General features: G+C 72.0%; 21 protein-coding genes and 1 pseudogene. 11 read left to right on the top strand and 11 right to left on the bottom strand.

What is annotated here, in order from left to right; all coding sequences use genetic code 11:
- Position 1: 1 nt before the first annotated feature.
- Complete coding sequence (locus tag ESP57_RS09855) at positions 2-442, bottom strand: pyrimidine dimer DNA glycosylase/endonuclease V (protein WP_129231394.1); 441 nt, start codon at positions 440-442, stop codon at positions 2-4.
- Between the two features lie 73 nt (positions 443-515).
- Here ESP57_RS09855 and hemQ point away from each other — a divergent pair, with 73 nt between their 5' ends.
- Genes hemQ through ESP57_RS09835 form a run of 4 tightly spaced genes read left to right on the top strand, consistent with a single transcriptional unit; the run spans position 516 to position 4,259 of the window.
- Complete coding sequence (gene hemQ / locus ESP57_RS09850) at positions 516-1,250, top strand: hydrogen peroxide-dependent heme synthase (protein ID WP_115959269.1); 735 nt, start codon at positions 516-518, stop codon at positions 1,248-1,250.
- Positions 1,250-2,500 (top strand): ferrochelatase, encoded by a 1,251-nt coding sequence (locus tag ESP57_RS09845; RefSeq protein WP_129231393.1) that lies wholly within the window; start codon positions 1,250-1,252, stop codon positions 2,498-2,500. Before hemQ ends, ESP57_RS09845 begins: the two co-directional genes overlap by 1 nt.
- Positions 2,497-3,450, top strand: coding sequence for a hydroxymethylbilane synthase (gene hemC, locus ESP57_RS09840; protein ID WP_279387790.1), 954 nt, complete (start codon positions 2,497-2,499; stop codon positions 3,448-3,450). The genes ESP57_RS09845 and hemC overlap by 4 nt, the downstream gene beginning before the upstream one ends.
- A 14-nt stretch (positions 3,451-3,464) precedes the next feature.
- The gene (locus ESP57_RS09835) at positions 3,465-4,259 is read left to right on the top strand and encodes a uroporphyrinogen-III synthase (RefSeq protein ID WP_129231673.1); all 795 of its coding nucleotides are present in this window, start codon (positions 3,465-3,467) and stop codon (positions 4,257-4,259) included.
- 67 nt (positions 4,260-4,326) lie between these two features.
- Here ESP57_RS09835 and ESP57_RS09830 read toward each other — a convergent pair whose 3' ends face one another.
- Complete coding sequence (locus tag ESP57_RS09830) at positions 4,327-5,226, bottom strand: SDR family NAD(P)-dependent oxidoreductase (RefSeq protein ID WP_129231392.1); 900 nt, start codon at positions 5,224-5,226, stop codon at positions 4,327-4,329.
- Positions 5,227-5,322: 96 nt separating this feature from the next.
- Between ESP57_RS09830 and hemB the strand changes: the two genes are divergently transcribed.
- The 3 genes from hemB (at position 5,323) to ESP57_RS09815 (ending at position 8,149) form a co-directional block, all read left to right on the top strand.
- A complete protein-coding gene (gene hemB, locus ESP57_RS09825; protein WP_129231391.1) occupies positions 5,323-6,321 on the top strand; it encodes a porphobilinogen synthase in 999 nt (332 codons plus the stop codon).
- Entirely contained in the window at positions 6,318-7,643 is a 1,326-nt protein-coding gene (hemL, locus tag ESP57_RS09820; protein ID WP_129231390.1) for a glutamate-1-semialdehyde 2,1-aminomutase, read from the top strand. Before hemB ends, hemL begins: the two co-directional genes overlap by 4 nt.
- 131 nt (positions 7,644-7,774) lie before the next feature.
- The gene (locus ESP57_RS09815; RefSeq protein WP_056006597.1) at positions 7,775-8,149 is read left to right on the top strand and encodes a hypothetical protein; all 375 of its coding nucleotides are present in this window, start codon (positions 7,775-7,777) and stop codon (positions 8,147-8,149) included.
- 52 nt (positions 8,150-8,201) lie between these two features.
- On the opposite strand, the gene ESP57_RS09810 is transcribed toward ESP57_RS09815, so the two are convergent.
- Together ESP57_RS09810 and ESP57_RS09805 are read right to left on the bottom strand one after the other, a co-directional pair.
- The gene (locus ESP57_RS09810) at positions 8,202-8,582 is read right to left on the bottom strand and encodes a DUF1304 domain-containing protein (RefSeq protein ID WP_056006594.1); all 381 of its coding nucleotides are present in this window, start codon (positions 8,580-8,582) and stop codon (positions 8,202-8,204) included.
- Positions 8,583-8,622: 40 nt separating this feature from the next.
- Positions 8,623-9,273, bottom strand: a complete 651-nt coding sequence (locus ESP57_RS09805) for an FMN-dependent NADH-azoreductase (protein ID WP_129231389.1) — start codon at positions 9,271-9,273, stop codon at positions 8,623-8,625.
- 177 nt (positions 9,274-9,450) lie between these two features.
- Between ESP57_RS09805 and ESP57_RS09800 the strand changes: the two genes are divergently transcribed.
- Complete coding sequence (locus ESP57_RS09800; protein ID WP_243648475.1) at positions 9,451-9,840, top strand: winged helix-turn-helix transcriptional regulator; 390 nt, start codon at positions 9,451-9,453, stop codon at positions 9,838-9,840.
- Positions 9,841-9,855: 15 nt separating this feature from the next.
- On the opposite strand, the gene ESP57_RS09795 is transcribed toward ESP57_RS09800, so the two are convergent.
- The 5 genes and pseudogenes from ESP57_RS09795 to ESP57_RS09775 form a co-directional block, all read right to left on the bottom strand.
- The gene (locus tag ESP57_RS09795; RefSeq protein ID WP_165877431.1) at positions 9,856-11,019 is read right to left on the bottom strand and encodes a winged helix DNA-binding domain-containing protein; all 1,164 of its coding nucleotides are present in this window, start codon (positions 11,017-11,019) and stop codon (positions 9,856-9,858) included.
- 2 nt (positions 11,020-11,021) lie between these two features.
- Complete coding sequence (locus tag ESP57_RS09790; RefSeq protein WP_056006579.1) at positions 11,022-11,852, bottom strand: ABC transporter permease; 831 nt, start codon at positions 11,850-11,852, stop codon at positions 11,022-11,024.
- Positions 11,849-12,688 (bottom strand): annotated as a pseudogene (locus ESP57_RS09785) (ATP-binding cassette domain-containing protein); the annotation flags it as partial. The pseudogene ESP57_RS09785 and the gene ESP57_RS09790, both read right to left, overlap by 4 nt.
- A 246-nt stretch (positions 12,689-12,934) precedes the next feature.
- Positions 12,935-13,708: an isocitrate lyase/PEP mutase family protein gene (locus ESP57_RS09780; RefSeq protein ID WP_129231385.1), complete on the bottom strand. Its 774-nt coding sequence runs from the start codon at positions 13,706-13,708 to the stop codon at positions 12,935-12,937.
- Positions 13,709-13,792: 84 nt separating this feature from the next.
- Positions 13,793-15,007: a cysteine desulfurase-like protein gene (locus ESP57_RS09775; RefSeq protein WP_129231384.1), complete on the bottom strand. Its 1,215-nt coding sequence runs from the start codon at positions 15,005-15,007 to the stop codon at positions 13,793-13,795.
- 48 nt (positions 15,008-15,055) lie between these two features.
- Here ESP57_RS09775 and ESP57_RS09770 point away from each other — a divergent pair, with 48 nt between their 5' ends.
- Entirely contained in the window at positions 15,056-15,955 is a 900-nt protein-coding gene (locus ESP57_RS09770) for an LssY C-terminal domain-containing protein (protein ID WP_129231383.1), read from the top strand.
- Positions 15,952-16,482, top strand: coding sequence for a hypothetical protein (locus tag ESP57_RS09765; protein ID WP_129231382.1), 531 nt, complete (start codon positions 15,952-15,954; stop codon positions 16,480-16,482). The genes ESP57_RS09770 and ESP57_RS09765 overlap by 4 nt, the downstream gene beginning before the upstream one ends.
- A 43-nt stretch (positions 16,483-16,525) precedes the next feature.
- Here the strand turns inward: ESP57_RS09765 and ESP57_RS09760 are convergent, their stop codons facing one another.
- Positions 16,526-17,494 (bottom strand): SIS domain-containing protein, encoded by a 969-nt coding sequence (locus ESP57_RS09760; RefSeq protein WP_129231381.1) that lies wholly within the window; start codon positions 17,492-17,494, stop codon positions 16,526-16,528.
- Positions 17,458-18,639 (bottom strand): hypothetical protein, encoded by a 1,182-nt coding sequence (locus ESP57_RS09755; protein ID WP_129231380.1) that lies wholly within the window; start codon positions 18,637-18,639, stop codon positions 17,458-17,460. The genes ESP57_RS09760 and ESP57_RS09755 overlap by 37 nt, the downstream gene beginning before the upstream one ends.
- A gap of 121 nt (positions 18,640-18,760) precedes the next feature.
- Between ESP57_RS09755 and ESP57_RS09750 the strand changes: the two genes are divergently transcribed.
- The gene (locus ESP57_RS09750; protein WP_129231379.1) at positions 18,761-19,864 is read left to right on the top strand and encodes a polyamine ABC transporter substrate-binding protein; all 1,104 of its coding nucleotides are present in this window, start codon (positions 18,761-18,763) and stop codon (positions 19,862-19,864) included.
- Position 19,865 lies beyond the last annotated feature (1 nt).

Here is a 19,865-nt window from a genome sequence, read left to right as displayed (position 1 = left end):
ATCACGGCGCGGCCGCGCGCTCCCATGATGCGACGGGTCCGTCGACGACCGTGAAGAGCGGATGCGGGTCGGGCAGCTCGATGCCCGACCACCGGGCAGCCAGCTCGGGGCTCCTGACCGACAGTTTCCTGAGCAGGTGCTCCCACTCGAGCGCGAGCTGGCCGTCCGTCACCTCGAGCCGCACCGCGGGCGTACTCCGCCGGTGCACCTTGCTGCCGTCGAAGCGGTAGCCGCGGGCGGTCGCCTCCTCGGCGATGCCGGCGAGGTGGTCGCCGATCGCGCCGAGGGGGTCGGACGCGGCGCGGAACCGTTCGAGCTGCGGGTGCCGGGTGTAGCCCCGGGTCGCACCCTCGAGCACCGCCTGCGCGAGCAGGGTCTCGCGCCAGCAGGCCGTGAGCCCCTGGCGATCGAGGTAGCGCGGGTGCAGCGACCAGATCCTCATCCGACGAGCGTACGTCGCCGGGTCATCCGCACGCTCTTTTGGCCGATCACGCGGAAAGGGGGAGACTGGAGACATGTCTTCCCCCGCTGCCGAAGCGGCAGCCGACGCGCTCCGTCCCGAATCCGAAACCGATTCTCCCGAGGGCTTCACGGTGTTCGCCGTGCTCCGGCGGGATCCGGCGAGGCCCGATGACTACGACGGCCACGACGTGCGCCGTGTCGTCGAAGAACTCGACGGCGTCATCGCGCTTGTCGAGAACGAAGGGGTCACCCTTCGCGGCATCTACGACGTCTCGGGGCTCCGCGCCGACGCCGACGTGATGCTGTGGCTGCACGGCCCCACCGCCGAGGGCCTGCAGTGGGCCCTCCGCGAGCTCCGCCGCGCCCGCATCCTGAAGCACCTCCTGCCGACCTGGAACGCGATGGGCGTGCACCGCGACGCCGAGTTCAACAAGTCGCACGTGCCGGGCTTCCTCCGCGGCATCGAGCCCAAGTCGTGGCTCACCGTCTACCCCTTCGTGCGCAGCTACGAGTGGTACCTCCTGCCCGCCGAGGAGCGCAGTCGCATGCTCGCCGACCACGGCCGCAAGGGCGCCGCGTTCCGCGGGGCCATCGCCAACACCGTCAGCGCCTTCGCGCTCGGCGACTACGAGTGGCTGCTGCCCATCGAGTCCGACGAGCTCACCGAGCTCGTCGACCTCATGCGCGAGCTGCGCGACACCGATGCCCGCCGACACGTGCGCGAAGAGGTGCCCTTCTACACGGGCCGCCGCATCACGACCGCCGAACTCGTGGAGGTGCTGCAGTAATGGCCGCGGTCAACCTCGGCTCGGATGCCGCGCCGGCACCGTCCCACGGCCGCAAGCCGGCTCCCGCCGCCTCCGCACCGTGCGCCCTCGGGGCGGTCGTGCCGGGCGCGACCCCGGCCGCGCAGGGCGGCCCCGAGCACGTCACCGAGCCCGTCGCCTACGACGCGATCCTGCTCGCGGGCTTCGGCGGACCCGAGGGGCAGGATGACGTCATCCCGTTCCTGCGGAACGTGACGAGCGGCCGCGGCATCCCCGACGAGCGGCTCGAAGAGGTCGCCCACCACTACCGCCACTTCGGCGGCACGAGCCCCATCAACCAGCAGAACCGCGAACTGAAGGCCGCGCTCGAGGCCGAGCTCGAGCGCCGCGGCATCGACCTGCCCGTCTACTGGGGCAACCGCAACTGGGATCCCTACCTCAACGACGCGCTCGGCGAGGCGAAGGCCGCGGGGCACACGACGCTCATCGCCATCGCGACAAGCGCCTACAGCTCGTACTCGAGCTGCCGGCAGTACCGCGAGGACTTCGCGGACGCGCTCGCCGACACCGGCCTCGGCGACGAGGTGCAGATCGACAAGGTGCGGCAGTTCTTCGATCACCCCGGTTTCGTCGCCCCGTTCGTCGAGGGGGTGCGAGACGGGCTCGCGGGCCTCGAGGCATCCGGAGATCTCAACCGCACCACCGAGATCGAGGTGCTCTTCGCGACGCACTCGATCCCGTCGACCGATGCCGCGAAGTCCGGCCCGGCCGAGCGCGGCTTCGGCGAGGGCGGCGCGTACGCTGCGCAGCACCGTGCGGTCGCCGAGGTCGTCATGGCCAAGGCGGGGGCTGCGGATGTCCCGTGGCAGCTCGTCTACCAGTCGCGCAGCGGTCCTCCGTCGATGCCGTGGCTCGAGCCCGACATCAACGACGCCATCGAGGAGCTGCCCGCCGCGGGCCGCAAGGCCGTCGTGATCGTGCCGCTCGGTTTCGTGAGCGACCACATGGAGGTGCTCTGGGACCTCGACAACGAGGCGATCGAGACCGCGGAGCAGCACGGCCTCGCAGCTGTGCGCGTGCCGACACCCGGCACGCACCCGGACTACGTCGCCGGCCTCGTCGACCTCGTGCTCGAGCGCGTCAACGGCACGCCGGTCGCGGAGCGACCCGCCGAGACCGAGCTCGGTCCCTGGTACGACGTGTGTCGCCCTGGCTGCTGCGAGAACGTCCGCCTCGGGTTCCGGCCCGCGCTCGCCGGGATCGCGCCGTGAGCCCCGTCATCCGCGTCGGCACGCGGGGCAGCGCGCTCGCGATGGCGCAGACCCGCCAGATCTCCGAGCGGCTCGCCAAGGCCGCGAAGGCCGAGATCGAACTCGTGCCGATCACCACGCAGGGCGACACCTCGCGCGCCTCGCTCGCGTCGATCGGCGGCACGGGCGTGTTCGCCGCCGCGCTCCGCGAGGCCCTCCTCGCCGGCGAGTGCGACGTCGTCGTGCACTCCCTGAAAGACCTGCCGACCGCCGAGCACGAGGGGCTGCGCCTCGGGGCCGTGCCGAAGCGGGCCGACGCCCGCGACGCGCTCTGCGCTCGCGACGGGTTCACGATCGCGACGCTGCCCGAGGGCGCACGCGTCGGCACGGGCTCGCCGCGTCGCATCGCCCAGCTCGGTGCCGCGCGCCCCGACGTGATCGCCGTCGACCTGCGCGGCAACATCGACACGCGCCTCGGCAAGGTCGAGTCGGGGGAGCTCGACGCCGTGCTGCTCGCCGCAGCGGGCCTCGGCCGGCTTGGCCGTTCCGATGCCGTGACCGACCTGCTGTCGCTCGGCGACTGGCCGACGGCGCCCGGCCAGGGCGCCCTCGCGATCGAGGTGCGCCGCGAGCAGGGCGACCGTGCGCTCGAACGCGCGCTCGACGCCGTCGACCACACGATGACGCGTGCCACGGTGCTCGCCGAGCGCCTCGTGCTCGCTGGTCTCGAGGCCGGTTGCTCGGCCCCCATCGGCGCCACGGCGTTCATGGAGGACGAACTTCTGTTCCTGTCGGCGAGCGTGTACAGTGCCGACGGGGCCCGGCGACTCGTGAGTTCGCACGCGGCCACCCCCGAAAGCCGCTCGGCCGCCGACCTGGCGGATGCGGCGCGCGACCTCGCTCAACGCGTCGTCGCGGAACTCCTCGGCAACGGCGCCGCTGATCTTGCACCACCAGAGGAGTCGCTGTGAGCGAATTCGAATCGATGACGGGTGCCATCAACCTGCCTGCCTCCGCCGGCAAGCCGCTCGCCGGATGGCGGGTGCTCGTGCCGCGCGGCGGGCCCTGGGGTGATGGCGTCGCCGCCGCCCTGCGCGCCCGTGGCGCCTCGCCCGTGGTCGCCCCGCTGATCAACTTCGCGCCGAGCGACGACCAGCCGGCCCTCGAGGCTGCGCTCGCGAAGCTCGCCGCCGGCGGCTTCGACTGGCTCACGGTCACGAGCGCGACGACGGTCGACGTGCTCTCGACCTACAACGCCGTCATCCCCGAGACGACGAAGGTCGCTGCGGTCGGGGAGACCACCGCAGCCGCGCTCATCGCGGCGGGGTACCAGGCCGACATCGTGCCCTCCGAAGACAACTCCGCGCGCGGCATGCTCGAGGAGTGGGAGGCCGCGACCGACGGCGCGTCGGGGCTGAAGGTGCTCGCACTGCGTTCGGCGATCGCGAAGCAGGTCCTCTCCATCGGCCTCGAGCGCATGGGGCACCATGTCGAGGCGGTCGTCGCATACCGCACCATCGGCGTACCGGTCTCCGCGAAGGTCGCCGAAGACGTGCGCTCCGGCCGCGTCAACGCCGTGCTCGTGACGTCGGGCAGCGTCGCCGAGCAGGTGCAGGAGCAGCTCGGCCCGATCCCCGAGTCGATCCTCGTGGCCGCGATCGGCCCGCAGACGAAGAAGGACGCCGCCCAGGTCGGCCTCCGGGTCGACGTGATCGCGCGCGAACGCACCGCGGAGTCCCTCATCGACGCCGTCGTCGAGGCCGCCACGGCCAAGGCCTGACCCGCAGCCGGGTCATCGGCGCGCTTCCTCGCACCCGGCCGGCAGCCGGGTCACGGCGTCAGCCGTGTCACCGCGCATGGGCCGCGGAGGCCCCCGATGCCGTTTCCGTGTCGCCCGCCTTCGCGACGACGCCACGCATCGCCGACCAGTACCAGACGGGGGCGAGCCGTGTCGCGATGTCGGCGAGTCGTGCGTCGCGCCCGATGAACACCCGCGGCCGGCGTCGTTCGATGCCGTCGACGATGCGCGCGGCGGCCTCCTGCGCCGTGGTGCGATACAGCGACGCCTGTGCGTCGGCGGCTCGCGCTGCGACGTCGGCGGGCACTCCCTCCGCGACCCGTGCGTTGTGGATGATGGCCGTCCGCACGCCTCCCGGGTAGACGGCGGACATCGTGATGCCGGTGCGCTCGAGCTCGTGGCGCAGCGCGTCCGTGAAGCCGCGCACGGCGAACTTCGAGGTGACGTACGGCACCCGACCGGCGGGCGCGCCGAGCGCGTAGAGGCTCGCGACATTGGCGATGTGCGCCGCTGGCCGCCGCGCGAGCGCCGGCAGGAACGCCTTGTTCATCGCGACCGTGCCCCAGAGGTTGATGTCGACGACCCAGCGGAACTCGTCGAGGCTCAACTGCTCGAAGCGCCCGAGCATCGAGACTCCAGCGCAGTTCAGGAGGACGTCGACGCGACCGTGGGTGGCGAGCACCGCGGCCGGCAGCGCCTCGATCGCGTCGGTCTCGCGCAGGTCGATGACGTGCATGCTGACCGTGGTGCCGCCCGCACGCAGTTCCACGGCGAGGTCGTGCAGCGCCGCGCCATCGCGGTCGACGATCACGAGCTCGGCGCCGCGCTGGGCGAGGAGGCGGGCGGACTCGAGTCCCATTCCGCTCGCCGCGCCGGTGACGACGCAGACGGCGTCGCGAAGCTCGAGGCGCGCGCGGCGGGAACGGTAGGCGGGGTTGATGCGTGGCATGGTCGGGTTCCTTCGTGGCGACCACCTCGGCGCCGGTTCGATCCGGGAATCTATCACGTCAGCGACCGTCCAGCGCGGCCGACGTAGGCTTGACGGGTGAGCCCCACGCCCGTTCCCCGTGTCCGCCCGCGCCGCCTGCGTGAGACCCCGGCCCTGCGCCGTCTGGTCTCCGAGACCCGGTTGCACCCCGCCGAGCTCGTGCTCCCGATCTTCGTCCGCGAGGGCGTCTCCGCCGCCGTGCCGATCGGCTCGATGCCGGGCGTCGTGCAGCACTCGCTCTCGAGCCTGCCTGACGCCGTCGAGCAGGCGGCAGCAGCAGGCGTCGGCGGCGTCATGCTCTTCGGCGTCCCCGAGGTGCGCGACGCGCGCGGCACGGGTGCCACCGACCCCGACGGCATCCTCAACCTCGCGACGAGGGTCGCCGCCGAGGCATCCGCCGGCCGGCTCGTCGTGCAGACCGACCTGTGCCTCGACGAGTTCACCGACCACGGCCACTGCGGCGTGCTCGACGACCGGGGCCGCGTCGACAACGACGCCACCCTCGAGCGCTACACCTCGATGGCCCTCGCCCAGGTCCGTGCCGGTTCCGAGCTCCTCGGCCTCTCGGGCATGATGGACGGCCAGGTCGCGGCGGTGCGCGACGCCCTCGACGACGCCGGGCACCACGACGCGGCGATCCTCGCCTACTCGGCCAAGTACGCGAGCGCGTACTACGGCCCGTTCCGCGACGCGGTCGAGTCGACGCTCGACGGCGACCGCCGCACGTACCAGCTCGATCCCGGCAACCGCCGCGAGGGGCTCCGCGAGGCGATGATCGACATCGACGAGGGCGCCGACGTGGTGATGGTCAAGCCGGCCGGCAGCTACCTCGACGTGCTCGCCGATGTCGCCGCGGCATCCGAGGTGCCGGTCTGGGCCTACCAGGTGTCGGGGGAGTACTCGATGATCGAGGCCGCCGCCGCCCACGGCTGGATCGATCGCAAGCGCGCCGTCATCGAGTCGGTGCGCGGCATCCGCCGAGCGGGCGCCGACGCCGTGCTCACCTACTGGGCCGTCGAACTGGCCGAGTGGATCCGCGAAGGAGACGCGGCATGAGCGCCCCCACCAACGACGAGCTGTTCGCCCGCGCGCAGGCCGCGATCCCGGGCGGGGTGAACTCGCCCGTGCGCGCCTTCCGCTCGGTCGGCGGCACGCCGCGATTCCTCGTGTCGGCCCGCGGCCCCTACGTCACCGACGTCGAGGGTCGCGAGTACGTCGACCTCGTCGCCGGCTGGGGTCCCGCGATCCTGGGTCACGCCGACCCGCGGGTCATCGAGGCCGTGACGGATGCCGCGGCTCGCGGCCTCTCGTTCGGCGCGTCGACGCCCGCGGAGACCGAGCTCGCCGAGCTCGTCGAACAGCGCGTCGGCCCGGTCGGGAAGCTGCGCCTCGTCTCGACGGGCACCGAGGCGACGATGAGCGCCATTCGCCTCGCGCGCGGCTTCACGGGCCGCGACCTGCTCGTGAAGTTCGCCGGGCACTACCACGGCCACTCCGACGGGCTCCTCGCCGAGGCCGGTTCGGGTCTCGCGACCTTCGCCCTGCCCGGTTCTGCCGGAGTACCGGCCGACATCGCCGCGCTCACGCTCGTGGTGCCCTACAACGACCTCGACGCGCTCGCGGCGGTATTCGCCGAGCACGGCCACCGCATCGCCGCCGTCATCACCGAGGCAGCGGCGGCGAACATGGGCGTCGTGCCCCCGGTCGCCGGGTTCAACCGCGCCGTCGTCGAGCTCGCGCACGCGCACGGCTCGCTCGTCATCTCCGACGAGGTGCTCACCGGCTTCCGCGTCTCGGCGGCCGGATGGTGGGGGCTCGAAGACGGCACCGACACCTCGTACACCCCCGACCTCGTGACCTTCGGCAAGGTCATCGGCGGCGGCATGCCGGTCGCCGCCCTCGGCGGCCGCGCCGAGATCATGGACCAGCTCGCGCCCCTCGGCCCCGTCTACCAGGCGGGCACGCTCTCGGGGAACCCGGTCGCGGTCGCCGCCGGCGTCGCCACCCTCAGGGCAGCGGATGCCTCGGTCTACCGCAAGCTCGACGCCACCGCCGAGGCGATCAGCGACGCCGTCTCGGCCGCGCTCGACGCCGAGGGGGTGGCGCACCGCGTGCAGCACGCCGGCAACCTCTTCAGCTTCGTGTTCGGCGAGGAGGCCGCCTCCGCGCCCGTGCGCGACTACGCGACCGTGCAGCGACAGGAGTCGTGGCGCTACGCCCCGTTCTTCCACGCGATGCTCGACGCAGGGGTCTCGCTGCCGCCGAGCGTGTTCGAGGCGTGGTTCGTCACGGCGGCGCACGACGACACGGCGATCGCCCGGGTCTTCGAGGCCCTTCCGGCTGCGGCGCGCGCCGCGGCATCCGCTCGACCGGCGTAACCGCCTGTGCAGGTTGAGCCTGTCGGAACCGCCCAGGATGGTCTCGACAGGCTCGACCCGCAGAGGAAACCGTTATCGCTTTGTGGGGCGTCGACACGACACCGGATGCGCGACTCGGGCAGGATGGAAGCATGGCGAAGCTGCGCGTGCACACCGACCGGATCGAGGTACACCTCACCCCGGCCGAGAAGTCGCTCGCGCTCCGCAGCGCCGATCTCGTCGTGCAGCGCGATGACATCCGCTCGGCGACGATCACCGACGACCCGTGGATCTGGATCCGCGGCATCCGTCGTCGCGGCACCGAGGTGCCGCTCGTCGTCGCCGTCGGCGTGTGGAAGTACCACGGCGGCAGCGACTTCGTGATCGTCAAGGGCAAGCGCCAGGCGGTCGTGCTCGAGCTCGCCGCGGGCGAGTTCACCCGCATCATCCTGAGCACGAATCATGCCGCAGAGCTCATCGACCGGCTGAAGCTCACGGCGACGCCCGACATCGTCGAGGGCGACTGATCGGTCCGGTCGACGAGCGCCGCGGCATCCGCTCGCTCGGCTCCTCGTCGGCTCAGGCGAAGGCGAACAGCACGAAGCCGATGAGCGGCAGCGTGCCCTGCACGAGCGCGGGCTTCAGGTAGCCGCGCCCGGTCGTCGTGAGCACCGCGGCCGCGAGGAACATGCACGCCGTCGCGAAGAGCACGAGCGTCTTGCCGACGGCCATCGCGTCGGCCCAGTAGAGCACGAGGCCGAGGGCCGCGCCGATTCCGAGGAAGAGGTTGTAGAAGCCCTGGTTGTAGGCCATGGGCTTCGTGACGTCGGCGGCTGCCTGGTCGGCGACGCCGAAGCGCTTCCACGTGGAGGGCCGGGTCCACCAGACGCTCTCCATCAGGAAGATGTAGCCGTGCAGCAGCGCGGCGAGGGCGACGAACACGGTTCCGATGACGGCCATGTCGTGATCGTAGCGGGCGGCGCCCTCGCCGCGGCTCAGCTCACGCGGCGAACCGCTCCGAATCCGCGAACCGCTGTGCCGCCTCGATCGTGGCAGCGAGCGCCACGCGGCGCGACGCCTCGACATCGGGGTTCACGACGGTCGGTGCGAAGTGCACCTCCTCGACGTCGGCGATGCCGATGAAGCCGAGCCAGTCGCGGAAGAAGTTCGTGGTGAAGTCGGCCCCGAACGACGGCGGCAGTCCCTCGGCGTAGACCCCGCTCGTGTACACGACGAAGGCGCGCTTGCCCTGCAGCAGGCCCCGGTACCCCGAGTCCGGCGAGAAGTCGAAGGCCCAGCCGGGCTGGGTGATCACGTCGATGAGCTGCTTCAGGGGGTACGGCACGCCCGCGTTCCAGAAGGGCACGTTGAAGACGTAGGCGTCGGCGGCGTCGAACCGGTCGAACACGGTGCGCGCCTGCGACCAGGCCCGCTCCTCCGCGACGGAGTGGCCCTGCCCGGCGAACGTGGCCATCTTGGCGCCGGCGGCGACGGTGCCGAACTCGGGCAGCGAGCCGTCGAAGACGTCGAGGCGGTCGACGGTCAGTGCCTCGTCGACGGTGTGGAGTTCGCCGATGAAGCGGGTCGCGAGCTCGAGCGAGCGGCTGGCGTCGCCCCTGGCGGAGGCGTTGACGTGCAGCAGGTGGGTCATCTGGTGTCCTTCGGTGATCGACGGGGGATCCGGGAATGGATGGGCCCCTGTGGCGGTTTCGATCGTCACATCGCCGTGATACCGGCACCAGCAGGCACTTCAGAGTGCCGTGGGATGCCGGCGGTGCCCATCCGTCCGTGTCGACCGACCTTCGTCGACCGAGAGCTTGGAGACCCAGTGACCCTGACCGCCGACCAGCAGCGCGCCGCCGCGAAGGACGCCTATGCGTCGTACCTCGCCGAATGCCCGTCACGCCAGGTGCTCGACATCCTCGGCGCGAAATGGGCGACGCTCGTGCTCCTGCCGCTCGAGGAGGGACCCCAGCGGCACTCGCAGTTGCGCGCCCGGGTCGCGGGCGCCAGCCAGAAGATGCTCACCGAGACGTTGCGTCTGCTCGAACGCGACGGCCTCGTCGCCCGGGAGGTGAAGCAGGTCTACCCGGCGCACGTCGAGTACTCGCTCACCGCCCTCGGCGAGAGCCTGATGCCGATCGTGCATCACATGAAGGTCTGGGCCGACGCGAACATGGCGGAGGTCGAGTGGTACCGGCGGGCCGCCGAGTCGTGAGCCTGCGCTACGGCATCAGCCGGCCGGGCGTTCGCGCTCGATCGTGACCGGCGCGCCGAGGAACCGCTCGACCTCGGCGACGGATGCCGCGAGCCCGCGCTCCTCGCGTGCCGAGAACGTGCGCCACGGCACGAGCCTGACGACCGCGTTCCTCCCGGAGGTCACGGGCGCCCAGCGGCCGGCCATCACGCCGTCGATCATGAGCGCGTGCATCGGGAACTCGGGGTGCACGGGAGTGCTGCGGCCGGGTGGCTGCAGGAAGGCCCGGGGTGCGGCGTAGCCCATGATGTACTCGTCGTAGGCCTGGAGCAGGTCGACCGCGCCTGCTGGTGGAGGCGGGGCATCCATCGCCGCCACCGTCTGCTCGACGTCGTGCCAGTGCATCGCCCCGTCGACCTCGATCGTCTCGACGGCGCCGACGTGGGCGCCGCCGCTGCCGGCGCCGCCACTGCTGTCTCCGCCGCCCCCGTCGACGACCGCCGCGAACGCCCGGCGCGTGTCGCCGAGCGTGAAGCCCGACCACGCCGCGAAGTCGCGATCGGTCACCGGCCCCCGCGAGCGGATGAATCGTGCCGCGAGCTCGACGAGCGCCTCGTCACGCGACTTCGGGGCCGACGCCGGCACCCGCTCGTCGAAGGCCGCATAGGTGCGCTGCCGGCCGGCGTTCGCGCCGCTGATCGCGACCCGCTCGAGTTCGGCGAGCATGAGCACGTAGGTGAAGCCGAGCCCGGTCGATGGCTGCCCGGCGGCGTCGAGCGCGGCGGCGAGCTCGGCTCGCGTGCGGTGACCGCCCGCGAGCGAGGCGGCGACGGTGTCGAGCGCGCTCGTGCCGGCCTCCCCGTCGACGCCCGTGCGCCGGTAGTAGGTCGCGTTCGCACGGTGCACCCGCTCGGCCGAGAGTTCCATGAGCCACCGGGCATCCGCCGGGTCGACGAAGTGCCAGGTCGGCCGCAGCACGTGGGTGCGCAGGATCTCGCCGCGGTCGAGTGCCGCCGTCACCGCCGCGAGGTCGGGACGGCGCTCGGCCGGAACCCGCATCGCGAGTCCCCACTGCGCGGGCACGAACTCCTGCGACTGCACGGCGACGAAGTCGCGCACGACGGCCGGGGCCGAGGTCGCGCGCTCGGCTCGCAACCCCTGCACGTGCAGGCGGATGCGGCGGAGCTCGGCGAGCTGCACCCCTACGACACGTCCCGTCGCCAGGTCGTCGCGCCGCCGATCACGGTCGCCACGACCGCGATGCCGAGCAGCACGAGCCCGCCCTGCCACCACTCGAGGGTGTCGGTCGAGCCGAGCGAGGCGATGTTGTAGAAGGATGCCCCGACCAGCGCGTCGCTCGCAGCGCCCGGCAGGAACCGGCCGATCGAGGCGGTGACGTCGCTGAGCGAGGCCACGACCCGCAGGATCGGCTCGAGGAACTGGGTGAACGCGATGACGATGACGATCGCGGCCACCTGGTTGACGACGAGCACGCCGAGGCCGACGCCGATCGCACCCCAGAGCGCCATCGCGAGCACGCCGCGGCCGACGAGCGCCCACGTGTCGCTCGAGTCGAGTCCCGTGTCGAGGCCGAAGGCGGCGAGAGCCGCTGCGCCCGCGCCGACGGAGACGGCGAAGGCGACGACGCCGAGGCCCGCACCGATCACGAGCTGCGAGATGAACTTCGCGCTCAGCACGACCGTGCGGTGCGGCTCGGCGAGGAAGGTCGGCGTGAGGGTCTTGTGACGGAACTCGCCCGTCACCGCGAGGGCGCCGAGCAGCACCGGGAAGACGTAGCCGACCGACGAGGCGAAGCTGTAGATCAGCGGCGCGAGTTCGGTGCCGGGCGGCACGGTCGTCGAGCCCCCGGCGGATGCCGCGGCATCCGGATTCTCGCTCGCCCAGCCCAGGAAGGCGCCGAGGCCGCCCGACATGAAGGCGACGTAGGCGGCGAGGAGGATCGCGAGGAGCCACCACATGCGCGTCGTGAAGACCTTCTGGAACTCGGAGCCGATGGCGCGCACGAGGTTCACGACTCCTCACCGCCGCCGACGAGGGAGAGGAACGACTCCTCGAGCCCCGATCGCAAGCGGTGCAGGGCCGCGAGTTCGACGCCGCCGACGAAGGCGGCATGCCCGACCCTGGCGGGGTCGGGCTCGTCGACGATGAATCCGCTGCGGCCCTCGGTGTATTCGAGTCCCGCTGCCTCGAGCGCGGCGGCCAGGGCCGGTCGATCGGGGGAGTCGGCGATCGTGCGCGGCGCCGAGTCGAGCTCGAGGCTCGAGAGCGTGCCGCTCTTCATGAGCCGCCCCTTCGCGATGATGACGACCTCGTCGACGCTCTGCTGCACCTCGCTGAGCAGGTGCGAGGAGACGAGCACGGTGCGCCCCTCGCGCGCGAGGTTCTGCAGGAACCCGCGGATCCACTTGATGCCCTCGGGGTCGAGCCCGTTGATCGGTTCGTCGAGCACGAAGACGCCCGGGTCGCCGAGCAGCGTGTACGCGAGTGCGAGTCGCTGGCGCATGCCGAGCGAGTAGCCGCCGACCCGGCGATCGGCGTAGTCGGACATGCCGACCTGCTCGAGCACGGCAGGCACGCGAGACGACGACAGCCCCGTCGCCGTCGCGTAGACCTTCAGGTGGTTGCGCGCCGTGCGCCCCGGGTGGAAGTTCGCGTCGAGCGCGGCGCCCACCGTCTCGAGCGGCCGCGGCAGGGCCGAATACGGGGTGCCGTCGAAGGTCGCGGTGCCGGCGCTCGCGCGCTCGAGCCCGAGCAGCACCCGCAGCGTCGTGGTCTTGCCCGCGCCGTTCGGACCGAGGAATCCGGTGACCTTCCCCGGTTGCACCGTGAAGCTCAGGTCGTCGACCGCGGTCACCGGGCCGAAGTGCTTGCTGAGCCCCGAGATCTCGATGGGGATGCCGCTCGCCATGCGCTCTCCTCACGTGGGGGCGAGCTCGGTCGCGCAGGTCGCACCCCCGCACGACCCGGGCAGCCAGGCCGCCTCACGCTCACCCTAGCGAGCAAGCGGGGCCGGATGCATCCGTCGCGCGGGGGATTCGCGGATTCGGGTGCGGATCACCGGGGCCGCTGCGGCGGCCCCGGCATCGGATCAGCGTCAGTTGAGCGGCCGGATGCCCTCGGGCAGCACGCCGCCGTCGTAGAGGCTCGTCGCGAGATCCTGCAGGGCGCCGAGGGCGACGCGCTGCGTCGTGGGCCCGTACGAGACGCGGGCGACGCCGAGCTCCTGCAGGCGCGCGGGCGCCGGCACGCCGGGCAGGCCGATGAGCGTCACCTTCAGCTCGCCGATGCCGGCGACGAGCTCGGCCACGACCTCTTCGCCGAAGATGCCGGGCACGAACACGCTCGTGGCGCCGGCGTCGAGGTAGGCACGGCCGCGCTCGATGGCATCGGCGACGTTCACCTCGAGCGGGCGCTCGCGGCCGCGGAGGAAGGCGTCGGTGCGCGCGTTCAGGGCGAAGGGGACGCCCTCGGCCTCGGCGGCGGCCACCGCAGCGGTCACGGCGGCGACGGAGTCGGCGAGCGGCTTCAGCTGGTCTTCGAGGTTCGCACCCGCGATGCCCTCGCCGATCGCCCGGCGGACGGTGTCGCCGGCGTCGCCGTAGCCCGCTTCGAGGTCGGCACTCACCGGCACGTCGACGGCGCGCGCGATGCGACCGCACATGTCGAGCATGAGCTCGACGGGGATCTGCTCGCCGTCGGGGTAGCCGAACGTCGCGGCGATCGAGTGACTCGCGGTGGCGATCGCCCGGGTCTGCGGCAGGGCTGCGACCGCGGTGGCGCTCACGACGTCCCAGACGTTCACCACCTGGAGGAGTTCGGGAGCGGTGTGCAGGCGGCGGAGTTCGGCGGCGGTGTCGGCGAGAGTCATGAATCCAGCGTATGGCGAGCCGACGACCCGGATGACAGGGCCACCGGGTCGGGTCCGTTTCCCGCCAGGTCGGTCGAGTGCGGGTCAGCCGAGCGCGGCGGCGAGGCCGTCGAGCAGCCGCTCGACCTCGCTCGCGTCGGTGTACGGCGCGAGGCCCACTCGCAGGCCGCCGGCATCGCCGAGCCCGAGGCGCCGTGACGCCTCGAGCGCGTAGAAGTTGCTGCTCGGCGCGAGCACCCGGCCCTCGGCGAGGCGCTTCGTGACCTCGGCTGCCTCGTGGCCGTCGAACGTCATGAGCAGCGTGGGAGTTCGGCGGGCGGCCCGCGACCACACGGTGACCCCGGGCAGCTCGGCGAGCCCGGCCTCGATCCTGGCGAGGAGCGCCGCCTCGTGCTCGTGCAGTGCTGCGTACGAGGCGATGAGCCGAGCGCGGCGCGAGCCAGCGGCATCCGCTTCGCCGTTGCCCACGAGAGCCGCCAGGGCGTCGACCGCCGCGGTTCCGCCCGCGAGCAGCTCGTAGGGCAGCGTGCCGAACTCGAACCGCTCGGGCACGGCGTTCGTCGACGGCGCCAGCTTGTCGGGCTCGATCGACTCGAGCAGTTCGGGGGCGGCCGCGAGCACGCCGAAGTGCGGTCCGAGGAACTTGTACGGCGAGCACGTGAAGAAGTCGGCCCCGAGCGCTCCGATGTCGGGCAGCTCGTGCGCCGCGGAGTGCACGCCGTCGACGTAGACGAGTGCCCCGATCGCGTGCGCTGCCGCGGCGATCGCGGGGATGTCGGGCATCGTGCCGATGAGGTTCGAGGCCGCCGTGACGGCGACGAGCCTCGTGCGGCTCGACAGCACATCGGCGACGGCCTCCACCGGCAGCTCACCCGTGGCCGGGTCGAAGTCCGCCCAGCGCACGACGGCGCCGACGCGCTCGGCGGCCTGCACCCACGGGCGAACGTTCGAGTCGTGGTCGAGCCGCGTCACGACGACCTCGTCGCCGACGGCCCACTGCTTCGAGAGGTGACGCGAGAAGTCGTAGGCGAGCTGCGTGGCGCTGCGCCCCTGCACGATGCCGCGCGGGTGCCCGTCGACGAGATCGGCCATCGCGAGCCGGAACCCGTGCACGGCGGCCTCGGCGCGTTCCTCGGAGACACCGGTCGTGCCACGGTTCGAGAGCGGGCCGGTGAGCACGGATGCCACGGCGTCGCCCACCGACCGCGGCGTCTGCGTGCCGCCCGGCCCGTCGAACTGCGCCCACCCGCTCTCGAGCGACGGGAACTCCGAACGGATGCGTGCGACGTCGTAGGCCATGGAGCGAGGATAGCCACCCGGAGCACCGCGCACGGATAGCATGCACACATGGGCGAGGTGGGGGCCGAGGCATCCGGTGGCCCGATCGGCGGGGTTCCGGTCGGCGGTGCGCCGATCGCGGTCGAGCGCCCGCGCCGGGTCTCGTTCAACGCCGTGCTCGACGGCTTCTTCTTCGTCTACGCGGGCATCGCGGCCGTGTGGCTCGCGTGGCTCGTGCTCACCGAGTCGTTCGCGTTCGGCTGGTTCGGCATCCTGTTCTTCCTCGCCTTCTGGGTCGTGCTCGCCTATCTCGTGCTGCCGCGACTGCACCGGATCCTCACGACCATCTACGTGCCCGACTACTTCATCGGGCGCGCACGCACGAGCGACGGACTGCTCGGAGACCCGGTGAACCTCGCCTTCGACGGCGACGAGGCATCCGTGCACGCGGCGATGCGGACGGCCGGATGGACGCGCGCCGACGATGTCACCGGGGCGTCGAGCTGGCGCATCATCGCCTCGACCGTCACCCGTCGGAGCTACGACGAAGCACCGGTCAGCCCGCTCTTCCTCTTCGGCAGGCAGCAGGACTTCGCCTACCAGCAGGAGGTCGAGGGCAACCCGGCCAGGCGCCACCACGTGCGGTTCTGGCGCACGCCCGACGGCTGGCTGCTGCCCGGCGGCCGCCGCGTCGACTGGCTCGCGGCCGGCACCTTCGACCGGGCCGTCGGCTTCTCGCTCTTCACGCTGCAGATCACCCACAAGATCGACGCCGACATCGACATCGAGCGCGACCACATCGTCGACACGGTGATCGCCGCGAACCCCGAGGCGCGGGTCGACCTGCTCGCCGACTTCTCGACGGGGTACCACTCGAGGAACGGCGGCGGCGACACCATCACGACCGACGGCGACCTCCCGGTCGTCGACGTCGGCGCGGTGCCGGTCGTGCCGGAGGTCGCCCGATGAGCGTCGAGAAGCGGCCGGCATTCGAGCCGCCCGCCGTGCTCGTGAGACCTGCGCCGGTCGCGCCCATGCTGCGCCGCCCGGTCGCCACGACGTTCGGGGCGGTGCTCGTCGTGCTGCGGGTGCTCGCCGGCGTCATCTGGCTCGTCTCGCTCGGGCTGCTGTGGCGGAAGACGCTCGTCGAGGATCTCGGCGTGCCGCTCGACTCCGATGTCGAGGCCGACGCGGGCTCGAACGCGGTGCTCGCCGTGGTGCTCGGCGTCGGCGCGGTCGTGCTCGCCGTCGAACTCGTGCTCGCGCTGCTGATCTACCGCGGCAGCAACTGGGCACGCATCACGGTGATGGTCTTCGCGACGCTCAGCATCACGGGCTCGGCGTTCGACTACTTCGGGGCGGACGCCGAGATCACGCTGCGCACGACCCTCGTCACGCTCGCCCTCGACATCCTCGTGCTGCTCGCGCTCTCGAGCCGGAACGCGCGTGCCTACGCGCGGCGTCCGCGCAGTGCGAAGCGGCGGCCGCGCGGCTGAGGGGCGAGCCGCGCCGCACCGGCGCCGGTGCAGGCCGGCCGGTTCACGCCCGCAGCCACCGGTCGGCGACGAGTTCGCCGACGAGCACCTCAGTGAGTGCGGCGACCTCGTCGCGCTCGTCGCCGGGGAAGCGGATCGTGAGCTCGGCACCCGGCAGCTCGCGGCCGACCGCGGCGAACCGCGAGCCGCGCTGCGCCATCCAGTCGAGCGCCTGGGCGTCCCAGGCAGACCCGGCGAACACGAGCGCCCGGTAGTCCTGCGTCTTCGTGAGGTACACGTCGACGTGCGACCAGTCGCCCGTCTCCGAGGCGTAGGCGGCGCGCCGCGGCACCTCGCGCAGCATGAGCGCGGCCTGCTGCGCGCTCGAGGCGCGCTCGGCGGGGGCGAGCGCCCACGTGCCCATGGGTGCGGCGAGCAGATCGGCGAGCGGGGGCAGCCACTCGGCCTGCGTCTCGAACAGCGAGCGGGTCGCGGATGCCGCGGCGCGCACGGATGCCGCGTCGAACCGCTCGGCCGGCGCCGTGCCGAGCAGGCCCTCGAGCACCGCGTCGAGCACCGGGAAGGTCGCGCGGAACGTGCGGCACGCCACGCCCGACGCCTCGACGCCCGCGAGGAGGGGCACGATGATGTCGGCGATGCGCCCGAGCGCCGAGTCGGGCCGGTTCGTCACCGCGACGAGCCGACCGGTGCCGCGATAGCGCTCGACCGCCCGCAGCACCTCGGCGCTGCCGCCGGTCGCCGAGACGGCCACGACGGCGAGGTCTGGCGCCGAGGGCGGGAGCAGCTCGGCGCTCGCGAGCTCCACGACGACGTTCGCGCCGATCGCACGGAAGCGCCGCGCGACGACGTCGGCGGCATAGCGGCTCGAGCCCATGCCGAGCACGAGCACCCGCGAGGCGCCGAGCACGGGCAGGCGAGAGGCGCCGGGCAGCTCGGCGTCGAGCGCGTCGGCGAGGGCGTCGAGGGTCTCGGGGATCAGCTCGAGGTCGGCTCGAAAGGCGGTGGTGTCCACGGTTCCTCCGGGTGTTCGTTCGTCGACGGATGACGGTACGTGATCGCGGCGTCGGGCGCGTACACCCAGACGGGCAGGAAGCGGTCGGCGTAGCGCAGCTCGGCCACGAGCTGCTCGGCTTCGAAGCCCGGCAGCAGCGCCTCGTCGAGCAGCTCGCCGTTCGGTACGTGCGCACGATAGGCGTCGAGGAAGTCGCGTCGCGCCCGATCGGACCACGCGAAGGCACGCGCGTCGGCCCGCTGCATCCGCTTCTGGGCGACGGCCGCGACGAGGTCGAACGAGACGAGCATGTGCGCGATGTCGCGCGCCGCGGCATCCGGAGCCTCTCGCTCGTCGACGGCGAGCTGCGGGTCGCCGTCGAAGTCGATCACGGTGTACCGGGGCGCGTCGGTGCCGTCTCCGGTGCCGGGGGAGCGCAGCACCTGCCCGACGTGCAGGTCGCCGTGGATCGGGAACTCGACGCCCGGGGCGGTCGATCCGAGCGAGCGGATGTCGCGGGCGAGCGACTCGTGGCGATTGCGGAGGCGCGCCCCGGCCTCGCCGCTCGCGAGCCGCAGCGCCGATCGGAGCGCCGTCGACGCGCGATCGGCCCTGGCCGCCGGGGCCTCGGCTTCGGAGTGCACGGCCTCCTCGCCGAGCACACCGTGGATGCGCGCGACGCGCTCGCCGAGGATCGCGGGCCACGCCGGCTCCGGTCCGCCTTCGAGTGCCGCGACGACGTCGTCGACGGCCCAGGTCCACCCGTCGACCGCGCCGGGCAGGTACTCGGTCACGACCGCGAGCGTCGAGGTGCCGAGCGAGGGATGCCGCCACTCGACGCGCCCCACGAAGCGGTCGACGTCGTCGGAACCGGCGGCCGCGAGGCGCTCGAGCAGTGCCGAGGCGCGGTCGGCGGCGCTCCACCTGCCGACGAGCTTCACGATGAGCCGTTCGCCGACGATCACCGAGGTGTTCGTCTGGTCGACGGTGATGGCCCGCTCGGGGGCATCCGCCTCGACAGTGTCGTCCACGAGGCGCGCGACGGCACGCGCGATGCCGTCGCCCGCTGCCGGTCGCGCCTCGCCGGCGAGCACCCGGCCGTCGGCGTCGACGAGGAGCGCATGGTCGCCGACGACGATGCGTTCACCCTGAAGTATCGAGTTCATTGAATTCGGATTGTAACTATTCGGCATCCGTCATTCCAGCCCTGTCCCAGAACCATTGCGGTTTCTTGATCCTTGGTGCAACAATCGCTCAACCTTTCCCGCCTGTCTCTGGAGGTACCACATGACCACGACGCGACGTATCGTGGCGGCCGCGGCCGGCACGATCGCCCTCGCCTTCGCCGTCTCATCCTGCTCCTCCGGCGGCGGTGAAGCCGCGGAGACGCTCGACCCGAACGCCGACCTCAGCGAGCAGACGCTCACCGTCTCGATCTGGGCCGACTACTCGCCGGAAGACCTCGCCGAGCAGTTCGAGGCCGCGACGGGCGTGAAGACCACGATCGTGAACCACACGACGAACGAGGACATCGTCGCCAAGCTCACCGCGAGCGCGGACTCGGGCATCGACGTCGCCTTCGTCTCGGGGCAGTACGCCCAGGCGCTCGGTGAGCAGGGCCTGCTGGCCGAGCTCGACAAGTCGCTCATCCCGAACGAGGAGCACCTCTACCCCGAGGCGCTCGAGCTCGCGTACGACCCGGGCAACGTCTACTCCGAGCCGTACGCCTGGGGCACCACGGGCCTCTGCTACCGGCCCGACCTGACAGGCTACGACCCCACCTCGTGGAACGACCTGCTGAACCCGAAGCCCGAGCTCGTCGGCAAGACCACGATGCTCTCGACCGACCGCTGGCTCGCCGAACCCGCCCTCAAGGCCGCCGGTACCTCGATCAACACGACCGACGACGACGAACTCGCCGCGGCCAAGGAGCAGCTGCTCGAGACCAAGTCCACGCTCCTCGCCTACGACGACACGACGTTCTACTCGAAGCTCGTCTCGGGCGAGGCCGCGATGGTGCAGGCGTGGGACGGCTGGTGCAACTACGGCATCGCCGAAGACCCGTCGATCAAGTTCGTCGTGCCCGAAGAGGGCTCCGACCTCTGGGTCGACACCATGACCGTGCTCGAGTCGTCGAAGAACAAGGAGGCCGCGATGGCCTTCCTGAACTACATCCTCGACCCCGAGGTGCAGACGTGGGTCGCCGAGAACATCCTCTACAAGGTTCCCAACAAGGCGGCCATGGAGGCGCTCGACCCGGCCCTCATCGAGTCGTACCCGACCCTCGGCATCACCGTCGACGAGCTCATGGAGCAGGAGGCGATCGTCGACCTCGGCGAGGACACGTTGAAGTACGTCGACCTGAACGCCGAAGTGCTCGCCACGAACTAGC

Source organism: Agromyces fucosus (assembly GCF_004134865.1).
Classification (GTDB): Bacteria; Actinomycetota; Actinomycetes; order Actinomycetales; family Microbacteriaceae; genus Agromyces; species Agromyces fucosus.
Note: the sequence above shows the minus strand (reverse complement) of the source record. Positions and strands in the feature narration are given on the sequence as shown.

Coding starts and splice junctions, on each gene's coding strand:
- ESP57_RS09855 (WP_129231394.1), bottom strand. CDS start 442: ATGAGGATCTGGTCGCTGCACCCGCGCTACCTCGATCGCCAGGGGCTC.
- hemQ (WP_115959269.1), top strand. CDS start 516: ATGTCTTCCCCCGCTGCCGAAGCGGCAGCCGACGCGCTCCGTCCCGAA.
- ESP57_RS09845 (WP_129231393.1), top strand. CDS start 1,250: ATGGCCGCGGTCAACCTCGGCTCGGATGCCGCGCCGGCACCGTCCCAC.
- ESP57_RS09835 (WP_129231673.1), top strand. CDS start 3,465: ATGACGGGTGCCATCAACCTGCCTGCCTCCGCCGGCAAGCCGCTCGCC.
- ESP57_RS09830 (WP_129231392.1), bottom strand. CDS start 5,226: ATGCCACGCATCAACCCCGCCTACCGTTCCCGCCGCGCGCGCCTCGAG.
- hemL (WP_129231390.1), top strand. CDS start 6,318: ATGAGCGCCCCCACCAACGACGAGCTGTTCGCCCGCGCGCAGGCCGCG.
- ESP57_RS09815 (WP_056006597.1), top strand. CDS start 7,775: ATGGCGAAGCTGCGCGTGCACACCGACCGGATCGAGGTACACCTCACC.
- ESP57_RS09810 (WP_056006594.1), bottom strand. CDS start 8,582: ATGGCCGTCATCGGAACCGTGTTCGTCGCCCTCGCCGCGCTGCTGCAC.
- ESP57_RS09805 (WP_129231389.1), bottom strand. CDS start 9,273: ATGACCCACCTGCTGCACGTCAACGCCTCCGCCAGGGGCGACGCCAGC.
- ESP57_RS09780 (WP_129231385.1), bottom strand. CDS start 13,708: ATGACTCTCGCCGACACCGCCGCCGAACTCCGCCGCCTGCACACCGCT.
- ESP57_RS09775 (WP_129231384.1), bottom strand. CDS start 15,007: ATGGCCTACGACGTCGCACGCATCCGTTCGGAGTTCCCGTCGCTCGAG.
- ESP57_RS09770 (WP_129231383.1), top strand. CDS start 15,056: ATGGGCGAGGTGGGGGCCGAGGCATCCGGTGGCCCGATCGGCGGGGTT.
- ESP57_RS09765 (WP_129231382.1), top strand. CDS start 15,952: ATGAGCGTCGAGAAGCGGCCGGCATTCGAGCCGCCCGCCGTGCTCGTG.
- ESP57_RS09755 (WP_129231380.1), bottom strand. CDS start 18,639: ATGAACTCGATACTTCAGGGTGAACGCATCGTCGTCGGCGACCATGCG.
- ESP57_RS09750 (WP_129231379.1), top strand. CDS start 18,761: ATGACCACGACGCGACGTATCGTGGCGGCCGCGGCCGGCACGATCGCC.